General features: G+C 75.0%; 16 protein-coding genes. 6 read left to right on the top strand and 10 right to left on the bottom strand.

The features are described 5' to 3' along the window. Positions 1-233 precede the first annotated feature (233 nt). Positions 234-524, bottom strand: a complete 291-nt coding sequence (locus ACLWS4_RS23505; protein ID WP_049649248.1) for a hypothetical protein — start codon at positions 522-524, stop codon at positions 234-236. A 218-nt stretch (positions 525-742) separates the two neighbouring features. After that, entirely contained in the window at positions 743-1813 is a 1071-nt protein-coding gene (locus ACLWS4_RS23500) for a terpene synthase family protein (protein WP_416875148.1), read from the bottom strand. A gap of 245 nt (positions 1814-2058) precedes the next feature. On the opposite strand from ACLWS4_RS23500, the gene ACLWS4_RS23495 reads away from it, so the two are divergent. Further along, the gene (locus tag ACLWS4_RS23495) at positions 2059-2352 is read left to right on the top strand and encodes a hypothetical protein (RefSeq protein ID WP_416875147.1); all 294 of its coding nucleotides are present in this window, start codon (positions 2059-2061) and stop codon (positions 2350-2352) included. 49 nt (positions 2353-2401) lie between these two features. Here the strand turns inward: ACLWS4_RS23495 and ACLWS4_RS23490 are convergent, their stop codons facing one another. Beyond that, positions 2402-2995, bottom strand: a complete 594-nt coding sequence (locus ACLWS4_RS23490) for an RICIN domain-containing protein (RefSeq protein WP_416875146.1) — start codon at positions 2993-2995, stop codon at positions 2402-2404. 31 nt (positions 2996-3026) lie between these two features. Next, entirely contained in the window at positions 3027-3680 is a 654-nt protein-coding gene (locus tag ACLWS4_RS23485; protein WP_049649252.1) for a hypothetical protein, read from the bottom strand. A gap of 323 nt (positions 3681-4003) precedes the next feature. On the opposite strand from ACLWS4_RS23485, the gene ACLWS4_RS23480 reads away from it, so the two are divergent. Next, a complete protein-coding gene (locus tag ACLWS4_RS23480; RefSeq protein ID WP_416875145.1) occupies positions 4004-6955 on the top strand; it encodes an AfsR/SARP family transcriptional regulator in 2952 nt (983 codons plus the stop codon). 95 nt (positions 6956-7050) lie between these two features. Here the strand turns inward: ACLWS4_RS23480 and ACLWS4_RS23475 are convergent, their stop codons facing one another. The 4 genes from ACLWS4_RS23475 to ACLWS4_RS23460 all read right to left on the bottom strand — a co-directional run bounded on the left by ACLWS4_RS23475 (position 7051) and on the right by ACLWS4_RS23460 (position 10564). Beyond that, complete coding sequence (locus ACLWS4_RS23475) at positions 7051-7500, bottom strand: hypothetical protein (RefSeq protein WP_117484862.1); 450 nt, start codon at positions 7498-7500, stop codon at positions 7051-7053. Positions 7501-7730: 230 nt separating this feature from the next. Then, complete coding sequence (locus tag ACLWS4_RS23470) at positions 7731-8240, bottom strand: hypothetical protein (RefSeq protein WP_049649255.1); 510 nt, start codon at positions 8238-8240, stop codon at positions 7731-7733. Positions 8241-8645: 405 nt separating this feature from the next. Continuing rightward, complete coding sequence (locus ACLWS4_RS23465; RefSeq protein ID WP_416875182.1) at positions 8646-9509, bottom strand: serine hydrolase; 864 nt, start codon at positions 9507-9509, stop codon at positions 8646-8648. 104 nt (positions 9510-9613) lie between these two features. Next, entirely contained in the window at positions 9614-10564 is a 951-nt protein-coding gene (locus ACLWS4_RS23460) for a LysR family transcriptional regulator (RefSeq protein WP_375876100.1), read from the bottom strand. Positions 10565-10729: 165 nt separating this feature from the next. On the opposite strand from ACLWS4_RS23460, the gene bla reads away from it, so the two are divergent. From bla to ACLWS4_RS23440, 4 genes are all read left to right on the top strand, one after another. Then, positions 10730-11689: a class A beta-lactamase gene (gene bla / locus ACLWS4_RS23455; RefSeq protein WP_416875144.1), complete on the top strand. Its 960-nt coding sequence runs from the start codon at positions 10730-10732 to the stop codon at positions 11687-11689. An 82-nt stretch (positions 11690-11771) separates the two neighbouring features. Then, a complete protein-coding gene (locus ACLWS4_RS23450) occupies positions 11772-12857 on the top strand; it encodes an MBL fold metallo-hydrolase (protein ID WP_416875143.1) in 1086 nt (361 codons plus the stop codon). Between the two features lie 167 nt (positions 12858-13024). Then, entirely contained in the window at positions 13025-13519 is a 495-nt protein-coding gene (locus tag ACLWS4_RS23445) for an HAD domain-containing protein (RefSeq protein WP_416875142.1), read from the top strand. Next, positions 13516-13929, top strand: a complete 414-nt coding sequence (locus ACLWS4_RS23440; RefSeq protein ID WP_416875141.1) for a hypothetical protein — start codon at positions 13516-13518, stop codon at positions 13927-13929. The genes ACLWS4_RS23445 and ACLWS4_RS23440 overlap by 4 nt, the downstream gene beginning before the upstream one ends. On the opposite strand, the gene ACLWS4_RS23435 is transcribed toward ACLWS4_RS23440, so the two are convergent. Then, positions 13907-14395 carry a protease inhibitor I42 family protein gene (locus tag ACLWS4_RS23435; RefSeq protein WP_416875140.1) on the bottom strand — a complete coding sequence of 163 codons (489 nt, stop codon included), beginning with the start codon at positions 14393-14395 and terminating at the stop codon, positions 13907-13909. The two genes, ACLWS4_RS23440 and ACLWS4_RS23435, sit on opposite strands and share 23 nt — an antisense overlap. Beyond that, on the bottom strand, positions 14392-14781 hold the full coding sequence (locus tag ACLWS4_RS23430) for a hypothetical protein (RefSeq protein WP_387975269.1): 390 nt from the start codon (positions 14779-14781) through the stop codon (positions 14392-14394). The genes ACLWS4_RS23435 and ACLWS4_RS23430 overlap by 4 nt, the downstream gene beginning before the upstream one ends. Between the last annotated feature and the right edge of the window lie 4 nt (positions 14782-14785).

The following is a 14785-nucleotide window of genomic DNA, read 5'->3' as shown; positions in this document are numbered from 1 at the left end:
GGTGCGGTGACGTCGAGTTCTCCGGGACGGGCGAGCAGGGGCGGGAACGTGGGCGGGGTCGGGGCCGGCGTGCGGTGTCGGGGGACGGTGCGGTCGTTCGTCCGGGTTCCTGCGGAGGTGCTGCTGCCTGCTCGTGGCCGACGGCTGCTCGCGGGGACGGGGCGGGCGCGGGTGGGTGTTCGGATACCCGGGTCACGGGCGTACGTCGTGGGCGTACGGGGACGACCGGCGGTTCAGCAGGGGGTGGGCGCGTCGAGCGGGGAGGGGACGGAGTGGGACTGCGGTTCGGCCGCCCGGAGGCCGACCTGGTCGCACAGGGCGCCGATACGCGCGGCCGCGGCGGGGGCGACCGGGCCGGTCAGGGCCGCGGCGAGGTCGTCGCAGAGGGCCAGGACGGCGGCCTCGGCCTCGCAGCCCCACAGGGGTCCGAACCGGGCCGGTGGCAGCGCGTGGTGGAAACATGCTTGTACCTCCCTGGAAGTGGTCCGGTGCGCGTTCGACCGGACAGCCGGCGAAGGGGGCACGCCTTTGCGACGGCCTTCACGGATGTGGCCCCCGTCCTGCCCTGAGGATCACCAACGACCTTGTCGATCACGGGTCACGGCCTCGACCCGACGCGCGTCCGAAGGGTCGTGTGGTCTTCCCGCCCTCTTGCCGGGCGCTCGCGAGCTCCTGGGCCCGCGGGCGCCCGGCAAGACGGCGACGGTGCCGGCGGGACAGCAGGACCACCGGTAGGCGAGGACTACGGGATCGCGGCCGGCGACGACGGCGACGTCGACCGGGGCCCGGCCGAGGACGCGGGCCGGAAGGCGTAGGCCGCCGAGGTGCCCAGCCCGCGGGGCTTCGCGAGGGCTCCGAAGGCCGTTCGGCCGAAGCGGCCGGTCAGCTCGTGCCACCGGTAGGAACCGGCCAGTGCCTCCTGCAGGGCTCCGACGAATTCCACCGCGTCGGGGGGTACGGTCCCGGGGGCCCCGGCGAGGGTGTGCACCCTGGCGGTCAGCAGGACGTTGACGATGTCCTCGGCGCCGCGCCGGTCGGTTCCGAGGACCTTGCGGGTCACCTCCACACCGTTGTTGCCGACCGTGCCCTCGGCGGCCTCCCGGTCGTAGGACACGATGTCGTTGTGCAGGCTGACGCCGTCCACGAACGCGTCCAGGGCGGTGCGGAACTCGCGGCGGCCGTGGACGTGCCGCGGGAGCTCGCCGACCGCATGTTCCATCAGCACGGCGGTGAACTGCAGGCCGCCGAAGTCGCGGCGGGCCCCGAGGTACTCGATCAGGTCGGTCACGGCGTGGTCGACGTGGTCGAGTTCCCACAGCACTCCGTCCAGGAAGCGCCGCACGCTGCCGACGAACCGGTCGCGCCAGGGCAGGGTCATGGTCGCGGCCGTGCCGGACCACAGGTCGGCGAAGGCCCGCTCCACCGGATTGTCCGGGACGAGCGGCCGTGGGAGGCCGTCCAGCGGCAGGAACCGCATCAGCCGTTCCGCCCGGGCCTCGGCCGACGCCCGGTCGTGGTCGCGCCGGACGAGCGGCAGGAACAGATCGTCGACGAACCACAAGGCGACGTGCCAGTCCGTGACGAGCTCCAACTCGTGGGCGCCGGCGTCCGGGTGGGTCAGGGCGACGAACAGCGGGAAGTCCGCCCGGCCGAACGCGTCCTCGCTCCATCGCTCCGGCCACTCCAGGTACTCCTCGTCGAACATGCCCATCCGCCCGGCCCACTCCCTGGCGTGTGCGCGGGCCTGATCGACGTGCGGGTTGAGCCTGGACCGGAACGGCATGTGGAATCGCGGCTGTGCAAGGACCCCCATGATCGGCAGTCTCCCGCTCCGGCGCCCGCTCCGGGCCCCGATCGTGCCGGAGCCACCCCTACGGGTTGAGTTGCGTGCCGCGTCGTGACCGCCGTGGACGTCCGGCCGACCGGCCTCGGTATCGCCGGGTACGAGGCCGCCGGCGGCGCGGGGTGTCCGGCATTCGGCCCAGCGGGCCCGCCCTCCAGGGGCGACGCCTGTCCGTCCCGGCCACGGCACCGGCTCGAAATGGATATGCGCAGGATATGAGAATCACCTGCCGCGCCGCCCTCGGCATCCCGTTGATGGCCGCTGCCGCCCTGGTCCTGCCCGTCGGCCCGGCCGCCGCGGCCACCGGAAACCTCTACCTCAACAACGCGGAGGTCTACACGGACCCCTCCGGCTGCTACCCCCTGGAGGACTCCAGCATCGTCGACAACAACACCGACACGGCCGTGACCCTCTACTCGGGGCCGGACTGCGACGGAGAGGAGCTCGGCCGCATCAGCGCCGGTGACGACGAGAGCGCCACCGGCGCCCGGAGCCTCTACGTCCCCTGACTCCCCCGTGGCCGCCCGCCGGCCGGTGGCCGGGCCGGCGGGCGGGGGGTCACGGGTTCAGCTGCTGCAGGGTGAAGGCCGTCGCCCGGTAGGAGTACTGGGCCACGATGGAGTTGGCGTTCGCGGCCTCCGCGACTGCGAGCCAGTTGCCGGAGTGCTGCAGCTTGAGGACGAAGGCGCCGGAGGCCGGGTCCACGGTCTTCCAGAACTTCTGGTTGGGGCCGATGTAGCCCGAGCAGTCGAACACGCTGATCCAGGAGGCGTCCACGCTCCCGCCGTCGTAGCTGCCGATGCAGTCGCCGTTCTGCCGGTTGCGCAGCACGTAGCTGCTGGTGTCCTCGGGGGCGCCCGGCCACCGGCACAGGCCCCACTGCTGGTTGCGCTGGCCGTTCCAGGGGTACTGGATGAGCGCTCCGTCGAAGAAGGTGCCGCCCTGGCTCATGTCGAGGACCTGCCCGGCCGGGGTGTTGATCCGGTAGTACCCCGAGCAGCTCCAGCCGTTCCAGTCGGACCAGCCGAACTTCGGCGGGGTGTCGGCGGACGCGGGAGCGGCGAGCAGTGTGGCACCGGCCAGCGCGGCCAGGACGCCGGCGCCGAGCGTGCGCAGGGCGCCCGCGGTCCGGCGCCGCAGCGGGTTCGTCATGGGTTCCTCCGTCGTGGTGTGGGTGGGCGGGTCAGCAGGAGAGGCGGATCTGGGCGGTGCGGCGCAGGGTGCCGGCCGGTTCGGTCTGGGCGCAGTTGACGCTGCCGATCTCCGGCAGCTCGTAGGTGGTGAAGCTCCCTCCGCCGCCGTCCGGGAAGGCGTTGATCCACACGCCGGTGGTCGGGCCGGTCTGGGCGCAGACGAACTTGGCGTACTCGCCCTGGACCCGGCGGGTGCCGCGGTAGAGGCCGTAGTAGCCGGGCTGGTTGAGGTTCCAGGTGGTCGAGACGGTGGTGCTGGTGGTGGTCGAGGTGGTCTTCTGGACGGAGAAGCCGACCTTGGCCTCGATCTTGACGAAGAGCACGCTCGCCGAGGCGCTGATCTCGGTGCTGCGGTTGACGACGGTGGTGACGGAGTCCACCCGGCTCAGGGTCTCGGTGCGCTGGCCGGTGGTTCCCGGGGCGACGTAGACGGCGAGGAAGTCGGTGACGACGGGGTCGACCTGGAGGGACGTCACGTCCAGCCAGGTCTGGTCCACGGCGGGGTTGCAGTTCGTCGTCGGCGGGCGGGTGCCGGCGTGGGCGGTGCCGGCCCCGATGCCCCCGATCTCCAGCAGGGTCATGATGATCGTGGCGGCGGCCGCGGCCGTCGCCGTCCGTCGGCGGGGCCGGTGGACGAGGGTCATCTGTTCTCCTCCGTGCTCTGGTGGATGGGCCGCACCCCTGCGGCCGGAACCGTGCCGGTGCTGGTGCGGGCGGGGAACGGTGGGGCGGTGGGACGGTCCGTCGTGGGGGATGCCGTCCGGCCCGGTGACGATCCTGCGCAAGGCCGTCATGAATTCCTCACGACCCCATCACGCCGCGGGAGGGCGCCCCGGAGCGCGGCGCCGCGTCCAGGGCGCCATGGACACGCCGCCGCGCCCGGGCGAGGATGGCCCTGCCGCACCCGCCACGGGGGCTCGGGGCGCAGGACGACGCACGGCACCGTTCGATCGCCGGAGGCCATGGGGTGGAGTTCAGGATCCTGGGGGCGCTGGAGGTGCGGGCCCGGGACTCCGGCCCGCTCGCCGTCGGCGGCCGGCTCCAACAGGCGCTCCTGGCCGTGCTGGTGGCCCACGTCGGCCGGACGGTGTCCGTGCCCCGGATCGTCGACGCGGTGTGGGACGAGTGCCCGCCCGCCACCGCCGACCGCCAGGTCCGGAACATGGTCGGGCTGCTGCGCCGCGCGCTCTCGCCCGGCCCGCGGCGCCCTTCACCGATCCGTACCGACGGGCCGGGCTACCTCCTCGCCGCGGACGGGGTCCGCGTCGACGCGCGGGAGTTCACCGCCCGGGTCGACGCCGCCGCCCGTGCGGGCGCCGACGGCGCGCCCCTGCTGCGCGAGGCCCTGGACCTGTGGCGCGGCCCCGCCCTGGACGGCCTGCCGGGCCGCGCCCTCGCCACCATCGCCGCGGGCCTGGAGGAGCAGCGGATGGCCGCCCTGGAGCGGCTCTTCGAGCTGGAACTGGCGGCCGGCCGGCACGAGCGGATCGTCCCGGAGCTCATCGGCCTGGTCGGGGCCACTCCCCTGCGCGACGGCCTGGTGCGACACCTGCTGACCGCCCTGCTCCGCAGCGGGCGCCGGGCGGAGGGCCTGGCCGCGTACCGGCGGTACGCGGCCGACCTCGCGCGGGAGCTGGGCCTCGACCCGTCGCCCGAACTCCGCTGCCTCCAGCAGGAGTTGCTGGGCTCCGGCGCACCGAACCCGGCCCCGCCCCGCGAGCCCGCCGCATCGAGGCGGCCGGCCGCCTCGGTGCAGCGGTCCCTGCCGCGTCCCGCCCAACTCCCCTGGGAGTCACCCGCCTTCGTCGGCCGCGAGGCGCAGCTTCGCGCCATCGGACGCCACCTGGTCGGCCCCGGGGGGCCGGGCGGCCGTGCCCCGGCCCCCGGGGCCATCGCGCTCGTCACCGGTGCCCCCGGGGCCGGCAAGTCGGCCCTGGCGCTGCGCTGGGCCCACCGCACCCGGGACCGCTTTCCCGACGGCCAGCTCTTCACCGACCTGCACGGCTGGTCGTCCACCGGCCCGCAGCACCCCCACGCCGTCCTGGGCTCCTTCCTGCGCGCCCTGGGCGTGCCGGCCGAGGACATCCCCGCCCGGCTCGACGAGACGGCGGCGCTCTACCGGTCCACGCTGGCCGGCCGGCGGGTCCTGATCGTCCTGGACAACGCCCTGGACGCCGCGCAGGTCCGTCCGCTGCTGCCCGGCGCCGGGGGCTGCGCGGTCCTCGTGACCAGCCGTGAGCGGCTCACCGGCCTCGTCGTACGGGAGGGCGCCCAGCGGATCGAGCTGGCGGAGTTCAGCCCGGACGAGGGCCGCGCCCTGGTGCGCCGGGTGCTCGGGGCCGAACGCGTCGAGGCCCGGGAGCAGGCCGTCGCCCGGCTGCTCGACGCCTGCGGCCACCTCCCGCTGGCCGTCGCGCTCGCCGCCGCCCGGCTGCGCGACCGCCCGCACCACGACCTCACGGACTTCGCCGCCGAACTCGCCGGCAACCGGCTCGACGTCCTCAGCGCGGACGGCGACGACCGGTCCGCCTGCCTGCGCACGGCCTTCTCCTTCTCCTACCGCGCGCTCGACGGGCCCGCCCGGCGCCTGCTGGGGCTGCTCGCGACGAGCCCCGCCGTCGACCTGTCGGCGCCGGTCGCCGAGGTGCTCGGCGGCCTGGAGCGCGGGAGCGGCGCGCGGATCCTGCGCCGGCTGGCCGACGTCCACCTCCTCACCGAGCACCGCGCCGACAGCTACCGCTTCCACGACCTGCTGCGCCTGTTCGCCGCCGAGCAGGGCGTGCGGCAGGAAAGCCGACGCTCCCGCCGCCTCTGCCTGGAGCGCTGGTACGCCTGGTGCCTCCACCACGCCTGTGCCGCCACCCGGACGCTGGTGCCGGGGCGGCCCCACGTGGCGCTGCCACCGCCGCCCCGGGACCTGGGCACCGTCACCTTCGCCGACCCCGCCCAGGCGCTGCGGTGGTGCGACGAGCAGCGGGCCAACCTCCTGGCCACCGCCGCCCACGCCTTCGAGCACGAGGACGACGACGTCGCCTGGAAGCTCCCCTCACTGCTGTGGCCCTACCTGCACCGGACCGGGCCGCACGCGGAACGACTGGCCGTGAGCCGGACCGCGGTGGCCGCCGCCCGCCGGCTCGACGACCCGCTCGCCCTGGGCCTCAGCCTGAACGACCAGGGGCACGCCTGGGGCTCCGCGGGCGACCTGCCGCAGGCCCGCCGGCACTACGAGCAGGCCCTGGAGCTCGTCCGAGCGGCCGGCGACCGGGCCGTCGAGGCACTGGTGCTGGCCAGCCTGGGGGTCTCGCACTTCAACTGCGCGGACTACGCCGGGGCGGCCGACCACTTCGAACGCGCCCTGCGCCTGCTGGCCGCGGACGGTCCGGGCGCCGCCCGGTGGACGGTCCTGCTGTGCGAGACCAACCTCGCCAGCAGCCTCCTGATGCTCGGCCGGTCCGAGGAGGCACAGGCCCTGGCCGAGCGGCTGCTCGCACCGGAGATCCGCCGGCTCGGCGGCGTCCCGGAGTGCAGCCTCCTGAACGTCGTCGGCATGGCCCGCTATGCCGCCGGCCGCCCCGAGGAGGCGCTGGTCCACCTGGAGCGCTCGCTGGCCGTCGGCCGGACCATCACCGGATACGTCGACCAGCGCGCCAACTCCCTGACCGCCCTGGCCGCCGCCCAGCAGGCGCTCGGCCGCGACGCCGACGCCCTGCGCTCCTGGGAGGAGGCCCTCACCATCTACCGCGAACTGCCCGCCCACTACCGCGACGCGGCGGTCGGCCTGCTGACCTCCCTCGGCTTCACCCCGCCGACACCGCCGTCCCCGGGGCACGAGCACGCCGCTCGCCGCCCGGGCCCGGACTTGGCAGCCGGCCCGGGCGGCGCGGACGGCGACGGCACCGCCGACTCCGCGCAGCCGTGACCGGTGTGACGGCGCCTCCGCCCACCCGCCGGGAACGGGAGGCCGACGGCCCTGGTCTGGTCTGGTCTGGTCTGGGGAACGACCGGCCGCGCGCGTCAGGACGCGGCCGCGCGCGCCGCCTCGAGTTCGGCCACCAGCCGTTTGACCCGCTTGTTGGTCCGGCCCGAGCTGTGGCCCGCCAGCATGTACAGCGGGTCCGTCCCGCCGGAGGCCAGCACCAGCTCCGGGACGTCGGACGTGTAGACCCTGCCCTCCAGGACGGCCACCCGTACCTCCCGGATGTCCGCCCACGCGTAGGAGCGCGCTCCGAGCAGCCCGGAGTACTTCACCCCGGCCGGCCCGTAGGAGACGCCGAACACCGGCGCGCGGAACGTCAGCACCGCACCCGGGATGCCGAGGATCAGGACCGGGATCAGGGGTCCCAGCCCGCGCGCGGCCCCCGTCGTCACCAGGCCCGTCGCCATCACCACGGCGATCAGCAGGCACGCGCCGCCCAGCAGGAAGTAGGTGAGCGACCAGGCCGTACGCCTCGTCCGCTTCCGCATACCCGCGCCCCTTTCCGCTGTCCGCGGCGCGCGGCGCCGTCCGGGGTTCGGGGGTGCCGCCACCGCCCGTACGCAAGCATACGAACGTGTGGCCGCGCCGCCGGGGGCAGGGCATCAGCGCGCTCCCTGACCCCTCGTCGTCCCGCTCCGGCCCTCCCCCGGCACCGGCGGGCGCCCGGGCGCGGCGGACTCGACCGGCCCGGCGGCCCGGCGCTGCCGGAGCGGCGGCGTCAGGCCCGCCCGCCGGGGACGGGGGCGAGGCGGCCGAGCATCGCGATCACGGTGATCCGCGTCCTGCTGTCGTTCGTCGCCGCGCAGTGGGCGTCGACGCCCCGCTCGTCCGGTGCCTCGTTCGGCTCGGCCAGTCCCAGCCGGATCAGGTCGACGGTGTACTCGTGGCACCGGGAGTAGTCCGCTGCGGCGCTCACCGCTTCGGCATGGTCGATGCGGCCGGGATCCGCGGCGCGCAGCAGCGCCGGGGTGGGCGGCGGGCCCAACGTCTCCCCGATCCACCCCGAGACGGCCTCCCGGGGGCAGCCGCGCTCCAGCTTCGAGGTGGTCGCGGCGGAGAGCGCCAGGTGGATGAGGAGCGTCCCGAACCAGGCGGTGACCTCGGCCGGGGGCGTGTCCGTGCCCGCCGGCGGCATCACGGCCTGGTACAGCGCGGCCGGGTCGTCGGCGTGCGCGGCGGCGACGACCGCCTTCATCGCGCTGTCGAGGGCGGCCCTGTCGATGGTCATGTCAGCGGTTCTCCCCATGGTCGGCGGCCGTCAACGTAGCGCTCCGGCACGGTGCGTGGCCGGTGAAGGGGCGGATTTTCCCCGGTACGCGTGAGGAGGGGGTCGACCGGATTGACGGCTGTCGGCTGTCGACTGTCGGCTGTCACGCGATTCCCCGTGGGCTGCGGTTTCGTGGCGGCGTGATTCCCGACCCTGGTGGTCACGAGTCCCCCCGGGGGGACGGTGACCGGCACCAGGCGCACGCGGTGGCGGCACCCGTGGCTGTGGGCCGTCGCCTTCGTCCTGCCCGTCGTGCCGTTGGCGGCGCGGCCCTCGGGCCCGGGTCGGGACGCCCTTCGGCGCACGGGCCGTCAGGCGACCGCCGACGAGTGCGCGATGGCGGAGGCCGGGACGCGGTGGGCCCGGTCAGCCTGCCCGGCCGGCTGCCGCCTGGGCCCGGAGGGCGTCGACGGCGAGGCGGGCGGCGGTGCCGATGGCGGCGTCGGCGGCGGGCAGGGTGATGGTGGTGGCGGCGGCGCGGGTGAAGACGGCGAGGGCGTAGCGGCCGCCGTCGGGGTATTCGACGACGCCGACCTCGTGGCGCAGCGTGGGGAGGGTGCCGGTCTTGCCGTGGACGCGGACGTCGTCGTAGGGGAAGCCGGAGGCCAGGCGGTGGGGCCAGACCTGGAGGCCGAGGAGGCGTCGCAGGGCGGTGCCGTGGTCGCCGGGGCAGGCGTCGCCGTGCCAGAGGGCGGCGAGCAGGGTGGTCATGTCGCGGGGGGTGCTGTGGTTGGTGAAGGCGGGGTCGAGGACTCTGAGGCGGGCGACGACGGCGGGGTCGACCGGGGAGTCGGGGCCGGTGTCCTCGGCGAGGGCGGCGATGAGGTCGCGGAGCTTGTGGACGGCGACGGTGCGGGTGAGGCCGAGGTCGGCCATGGTGCGGTTGACGGTGTCGAGGCCGATCCGGTCCCACAGGGTGTCGGCGGCGGTGTTGTCGCTGACGGCGGCGGTGAGGTAGGCGAGGTCGCGCAGGGAGAGGCGGGCGTCGTCGAGCATGGCGCCGAGGCCGGTGGACCCGGGGGTGCGGCCGGCGGCGGGGACGTCGACCTGCCGGGTGAGGTCGACGCGTCCGGCGGCGGCCTCGCGGTAGAGCGTCACGAGCAGGCAGAGCTTGTGGACGCTGGCGGTGGAGACGGCGGTGTCGGCGCCGAGGCCGATCTCGGCGCCGGTGTCGAGGTCGCGCGCGTGGAGTCGGCCGGTGACGCCGGCGTCGGCGAAGGCCGCGGCGATGCGGGTGCGCGCGGCGCGGCCGTGCGGGGTCCGGTCGGCGGCCGTGGTCCGGTCGGCGGCCGGGCGGTCAGGAGCCGGGTGGTCGGCTGTGGTGCGGTCGCTGGTCACAGCGGGAACTCCATTGCGGGCCGGGGGTAGAGCGGGGGGCGGTGGGGCGGCTGGGGCAGCAGGCCGCCGGGTCCGGTCAGCGCCTCGTGGGCGGCCTGGGCGAACAGCCGGACGGCGGGCCCGCCCCGCCCGGTCGGCCAGGCCGTGGAGGTCCGCCAGGCCAGCGGGGTGCCGGTGAGCGGACGCCAGACTGTACCCGGTGGGGGTGTGGTGCGCGGCACCAGGGCGATGGCGCTGCCGGTGAGCACGAGCGCGCCCGCGACGTCCGGTCCCGGCGGGTCGACGACGGCTTCGGGGGTGCAGCCGTGCCTGGTCAGCGTGGTGAGGACCTCGTCGTACAGGGCCGGGGCGGTGGCGCGCGGGAAGAGGACCAGGCGCAGGCCGGTCAGGTCGGCCACCGCGAGCTCCGGGCGGTCGGCGTGCGGGCCGCCGGCGGCGAGCAGGGCGCCGAGCGGCTGGTGCAGGACGGGGCCGAAGGCCAGTCCGTCGGCCGGGCAGGGGTGGCGGACGACGGCGACGTCGACGGTGTGCTGGGCGAGTTCGCGCACCACGGCCGCGACGGGCAGTTCCCGCAGTTCGAGCCGGGTGCCCGGGGAGGCGGTCTCGAAGCCGGTGAGCAGCGCGGCGAGGGTGGCCGGCCCGAGTTCGGGCGGGACGGCCGCGCGCAGGGTGCCGGCCCGTCCGCTGCGCAGGTCGGCGGCGGTGGCGAGGAGGCGGGCGGCGCTGTCCAGGGTCTCCTCGGCCTCGGCGAGCAGCAGCCGGCCCGCCGGGGTGAGGTCGACGCCGCGCGGGCCGCGGTCGAAGAGGGTCACGCCGAGTTCGCGTTCGAGGCGCTGGATCCGCTGGGAGAGCGAGGGCTGGGCGATCCGCAGGCGCTCGGCGGCGCGGCCGAAGTGCCGTTCCTCGGCGACGGCGCGGAAGTGGCGGAGGTGCCCCAGCAGGTCCATGGCCAGCAATCATAGGCGTTTTCTTATCGCTCATTTCACGATTGCGGTCTTGGACTGGGGCGTCCGTGGCCTGTTTAGCTGAGCGTGATCGCGCGGATCGCGGCGGTGTGGACCACCGTCGCGGGGCGCGACCGTGATGACACGAACGACCAGGGGAGACCACTGATGACGCCCGACCTCCGCCGTACCGGCACCCGTACCCGTACCCGCGTCGCGCTGCCCGGGGTGGCCCTGCTCGTGGCCGCGCTGGTCGGCGGGTGCGGCCGGGCGGACGGCGCCTCGACGGCGGCGGCCACCGGCGCCACTACAACGACGACAGCGGCGGGGGCGGCCTCGGCCGCTGCGGCGGACGCGGCCTTCGCGGAACTCGAGCAGCGGTTCGGCGCCCGGCTGGGCGTGTACGCGGTGGACACCGGCAGCGGCCGGGAGGTCGTCCACCGGACCGACGAGCGGTTCGCGTTCGCGTCCACGATCAAGTCGCTCGCCGCCGGGGCCCTGCTGCGCAAGGCGTCCGACGCGGACCTGGACAAGGTCGTCCCCTACCGCCAGGAGGACGTGCTGGCGTGGGCGCCGATCACCTCGCAGCACGTGGCGACCGGCATGAAGCTGCGCGACCTGGCCTCCGCCTCCATCCAGTACAGCGACAACACCGCGGCCAACCTCGTCTTCGCCGAACTCGGCGGCCCGGCGGCCGTCCAGCAGTCCCTGCGCGACCTGGGCGACTCGACCACCAGCGTCGACCGCACCGAACCCACCCTCAACGAGGCGACCCCGGGCGACACCCGCGACACCAGCACACCGCGCGTCCTCGCCGCCGACCTGCGCCGCTACGTGCTCGGCGACGTCCTCCCGGAAGGCCGGCGCGGGCTGCTGACGGACTGGCTGGTCGGCAACACGACCGGCGGCCCGTACATCCGCGCGGGGGTGCCCGCCGACTGGCGGATCGGCGACAAGACCGGCAACGCGGGCTACGGCACCCGCAACGACGTCGCCGTGGCGTGGCCGTCGGGCGGGCGCGCCCCGATCGTGATCGTTGTCCTGACCGACCGCGGCAAGGCCGACGCCACCTCCGACGACGCCCTGATCGCCCAGGCGACGAAGACGGTCGTCAGCGCCCTCGGCTGACGTCCGTATCCGCATCCGTCCCGAAGGAGCATCCCCTCCCGAAGGAGCGCCCCTTCCCGACCGACCAGGAGCCCCGACCGCGATGATCCGACCCACCCGCCGGGCCGACACAGACGCCGACTTCACCCGGCGCCGTCTCGCCCAGCTCGCCGTCCTCGGCCTCGCCGCCGGGGCCGCGCCGGCCGCCCTTCCGGGCACGGCCTCGGCCGCCGACCCCTCCTCGGCGACGGCACCGCCCGCCGGCCGTCCGCACTACGACCGCGCCCGCCGCCTCGCCACCGACGACCCCGTGCTGCGGGCCCTGGTGACGGCGCTGACGCCCGGCTCCGTCCTTCCCCCGCTGCCCGCGCCCGCGCCCGTCAAGCTGTTCGACAACCTGGTGCTGCTGAGCGCGGGCTGGGTCTCGGCGATGGCGGTGCTGACGGACGACGGCATCGTGCTGATCGACGCGCTCACCTCACCCGCCGATGCCGAGGGCGTCATCGTCCCCGGGCTGCGGGCGGTCGGCGCCGACCCGGCGGCGATCCGGCACGTCGTCGTGACCCACGGCCACGCGGACCACTTCGGCGGCGCCCAGACCCTCGCCGACCGCTACGGCGCCCGCGTGCACATGTCCCCGGCCGACTGGGACCTCCTCGCCCGCACCCGCCCCGCCGACGCCCCCGTCCGCGACCTCGACATCGCGGACGGCGCGCAGCTCACCCTCGGCGGCACGACGATCGAGCTGCACCACACCCCGGGCCACACCCCCGGCACCGTGTCCCCGGTCATCCCGGTCCGGGCGGGCGGCCGGTACCACAGCGCGATGCTGTGGGGCGGCCTCAACCCGCCCTCGACGGTGGCGGAACTGCGCACCCTCCTCGCCTCCGTCCACTCCTTCCGGGCCGTCATGCGCCGGACGAACGTGGAGGTCGAGCTCTCCAACCACCCGAACGACCACGGCCTCGAACGAGCCGAACAGCTGCGGCGCCAACCGCCCGGCGCCGCGAACCCCTTCCTCCTCGGCGGCCCCCGCACGCAGCGGTACATGGCGGTCATGGACGCGATGGTGCGCGGCCGCATCGCCGACGCGGAGGCCGCGGAGGAGGTGGGGGCGGAGGCGGGAACCGGGGCACGTGGAGCCCGGACCGTGGCGGCGCAGCACGCCTGCCGCGGGATTCGGGCATGAAGCCGGAGCTTGTCGTCTGCGTGGTGTCCGAGGCAGACGCCGCTCCTCCGGGTCAGGTGGACAAGGCCGCACCACCCCGCACATGTACGGGTGGTGGATCGTTTCCCGCGTTCGCCGCGGTCGCTTCCCGTTGTGGCGGGGGTCCTACGGCGGCAGGATGAGTCGTCGTGACTGCCGACCTGCCGTTGTTGCTTCTGGACGTCGACGGGGTGCTGAACCCGTTCGCCGCGGCGGTGTGCCCGGCGGATTACCAGGAGTACGGGTTCTTCCCCGGTGAGGAGCCGGTGCGTCTGAACCGGGTCCACGGGCGGTGGCTGAACGGACTTGCCGAGCACTTCGAGATCGTTTGGGCGACGGGTTGGGAAGAGGAGGCGAACGAGTTCCTCGCGCCGTTCCTGGGGCTGGAACGGTTGCCGGTCGTCTTCTTCCCACCCAAGCCGTTCGAACCGTGTGAGAAGGTGCCGGCGGTGGCGGCCTTCGTCGGAGAACGGGCAGCGGCCTGGGTGGACGATGCGCTGACGCCGCAGGCGCGGGCCTGGGCCGACGGCCGCGCGGCCGCGACCTTGCTGGTCGACACCGATCCGTGCGTGGGCCTGACCTGGAGTGCGGTCGAGCGGCTGTCGGGGTGGTCGATGGACCTGAGACGGCCGAAGGCCGAATGACCGTCGGTGGCCGAGCCCGCGCGGCGCTCCGATGCCGCTCCGCCGACCGGGACGTCACCCTGGTCAAGCGGGCCACCGCCCCGGCCACCTCCGAGGCCCTGCGGCAGTACACCGGCATCGAGGGCCTGCCGGACCAGCGCGTCACCGGCTACCTGCTGGTCGACCCCACCGCCGCCGACCAGGCCGAGGCCCGGGCCACCGGCCTCCTCACCCGCCACGTGCTGCCCAGCACCACCCTGTTCACCGCCCTGGTCGCCTGGCTGGTCACCGGCCTGGCACTGCGGCCGGTGGAGCCGATCCGCCGGGGCATGGCCCAGGGGCCCGCGCGGTGGTCCGCCCCCTGGAACGGACCCGCCGTACGCGAACCGGCCTCCTCGGAACGGGGGTTCAGCGGGGGGCGTCGGAGCTGACGTCGACGGTGAACTGGCGCTTGATCTGGTCCGGCCCTCCGGGCCAGTCCCCACCGAGCTCGTCGCGGTAGGCGATGTGCACGGTCATGGTGGTACGGCCGGGGTTCTGGGCGCGGAAGGTGAAGTAGTAGCGGCCGCCCGAGCCGGTGTTTCCGATTTCGCCGAAGTCGAACAGGTCCCTGACGTCGAAGTTGTGGACGTACTCGTCACCGGCGGCCTTCGCGACGGCCGGGTCGGGGGCTGGAGCGGCCATGCTCCAGACGTCGCCTGCCAACCGGTAGGCGGGCACCTCCACGGAGAACAGCTCGCCGGGCTTGACGGTGATCTGTCCCGAGGTCTGGGTGAATACGGTGCCGTGGTCGAGTTTGCCGGTGGTCTTCCGGTGGACGGTCACCGCGCGCATGGTGGCCGGGACAGCCAGCGCCACGACGACCATCAGCAGGACGAGGCGCCACCTGCGCTTCACGGGGTCGCTTCCCGGTGGGTGACACGCAGCGCCAGGACGGCGGCGACGGCGTCGAGCCAGCGGGCGACCAGTTGGTCCCCTGTGGGGTCCTGTACGACCATGGCGGCTGCCTCCAGCCAGCCGCGGGCCACCGTGGCGGCCGGTCCGGGCAGCGGTTCGGGCAGGGCGGCCGCGAAGCGGGTGCCGCCGGCGCGGACGGTCTCGCCGAGGAAGGCCAGGGCCCGTGGCAGCGCGCCGAGCCGGTCGACGGTGATCGCGGCGGCCACCGCGCCGTCGCCGAACAGGGTGGAGCGGTGCGGTCCCGGGTGCGGCAGGCCGAAGCGCAGCAGGATCTCGACGTCCAGCTCGGCGAGCCGGCTGTCGCTCTGGGGTTGTGGGGTGTTCATCTGG

The organism is Kitasatospora sp. SC0581, assembly GCF_048159585.1.
Classification (GTDB): domain Bacteria; phylum Actinomycetota; class Actinomycetes; order Streptomycetales; family Streptomycetaceae; genus Kitasatospora.
This window is presented reverse-complemented; position numbering and strand designations above follow the sequence as displayed.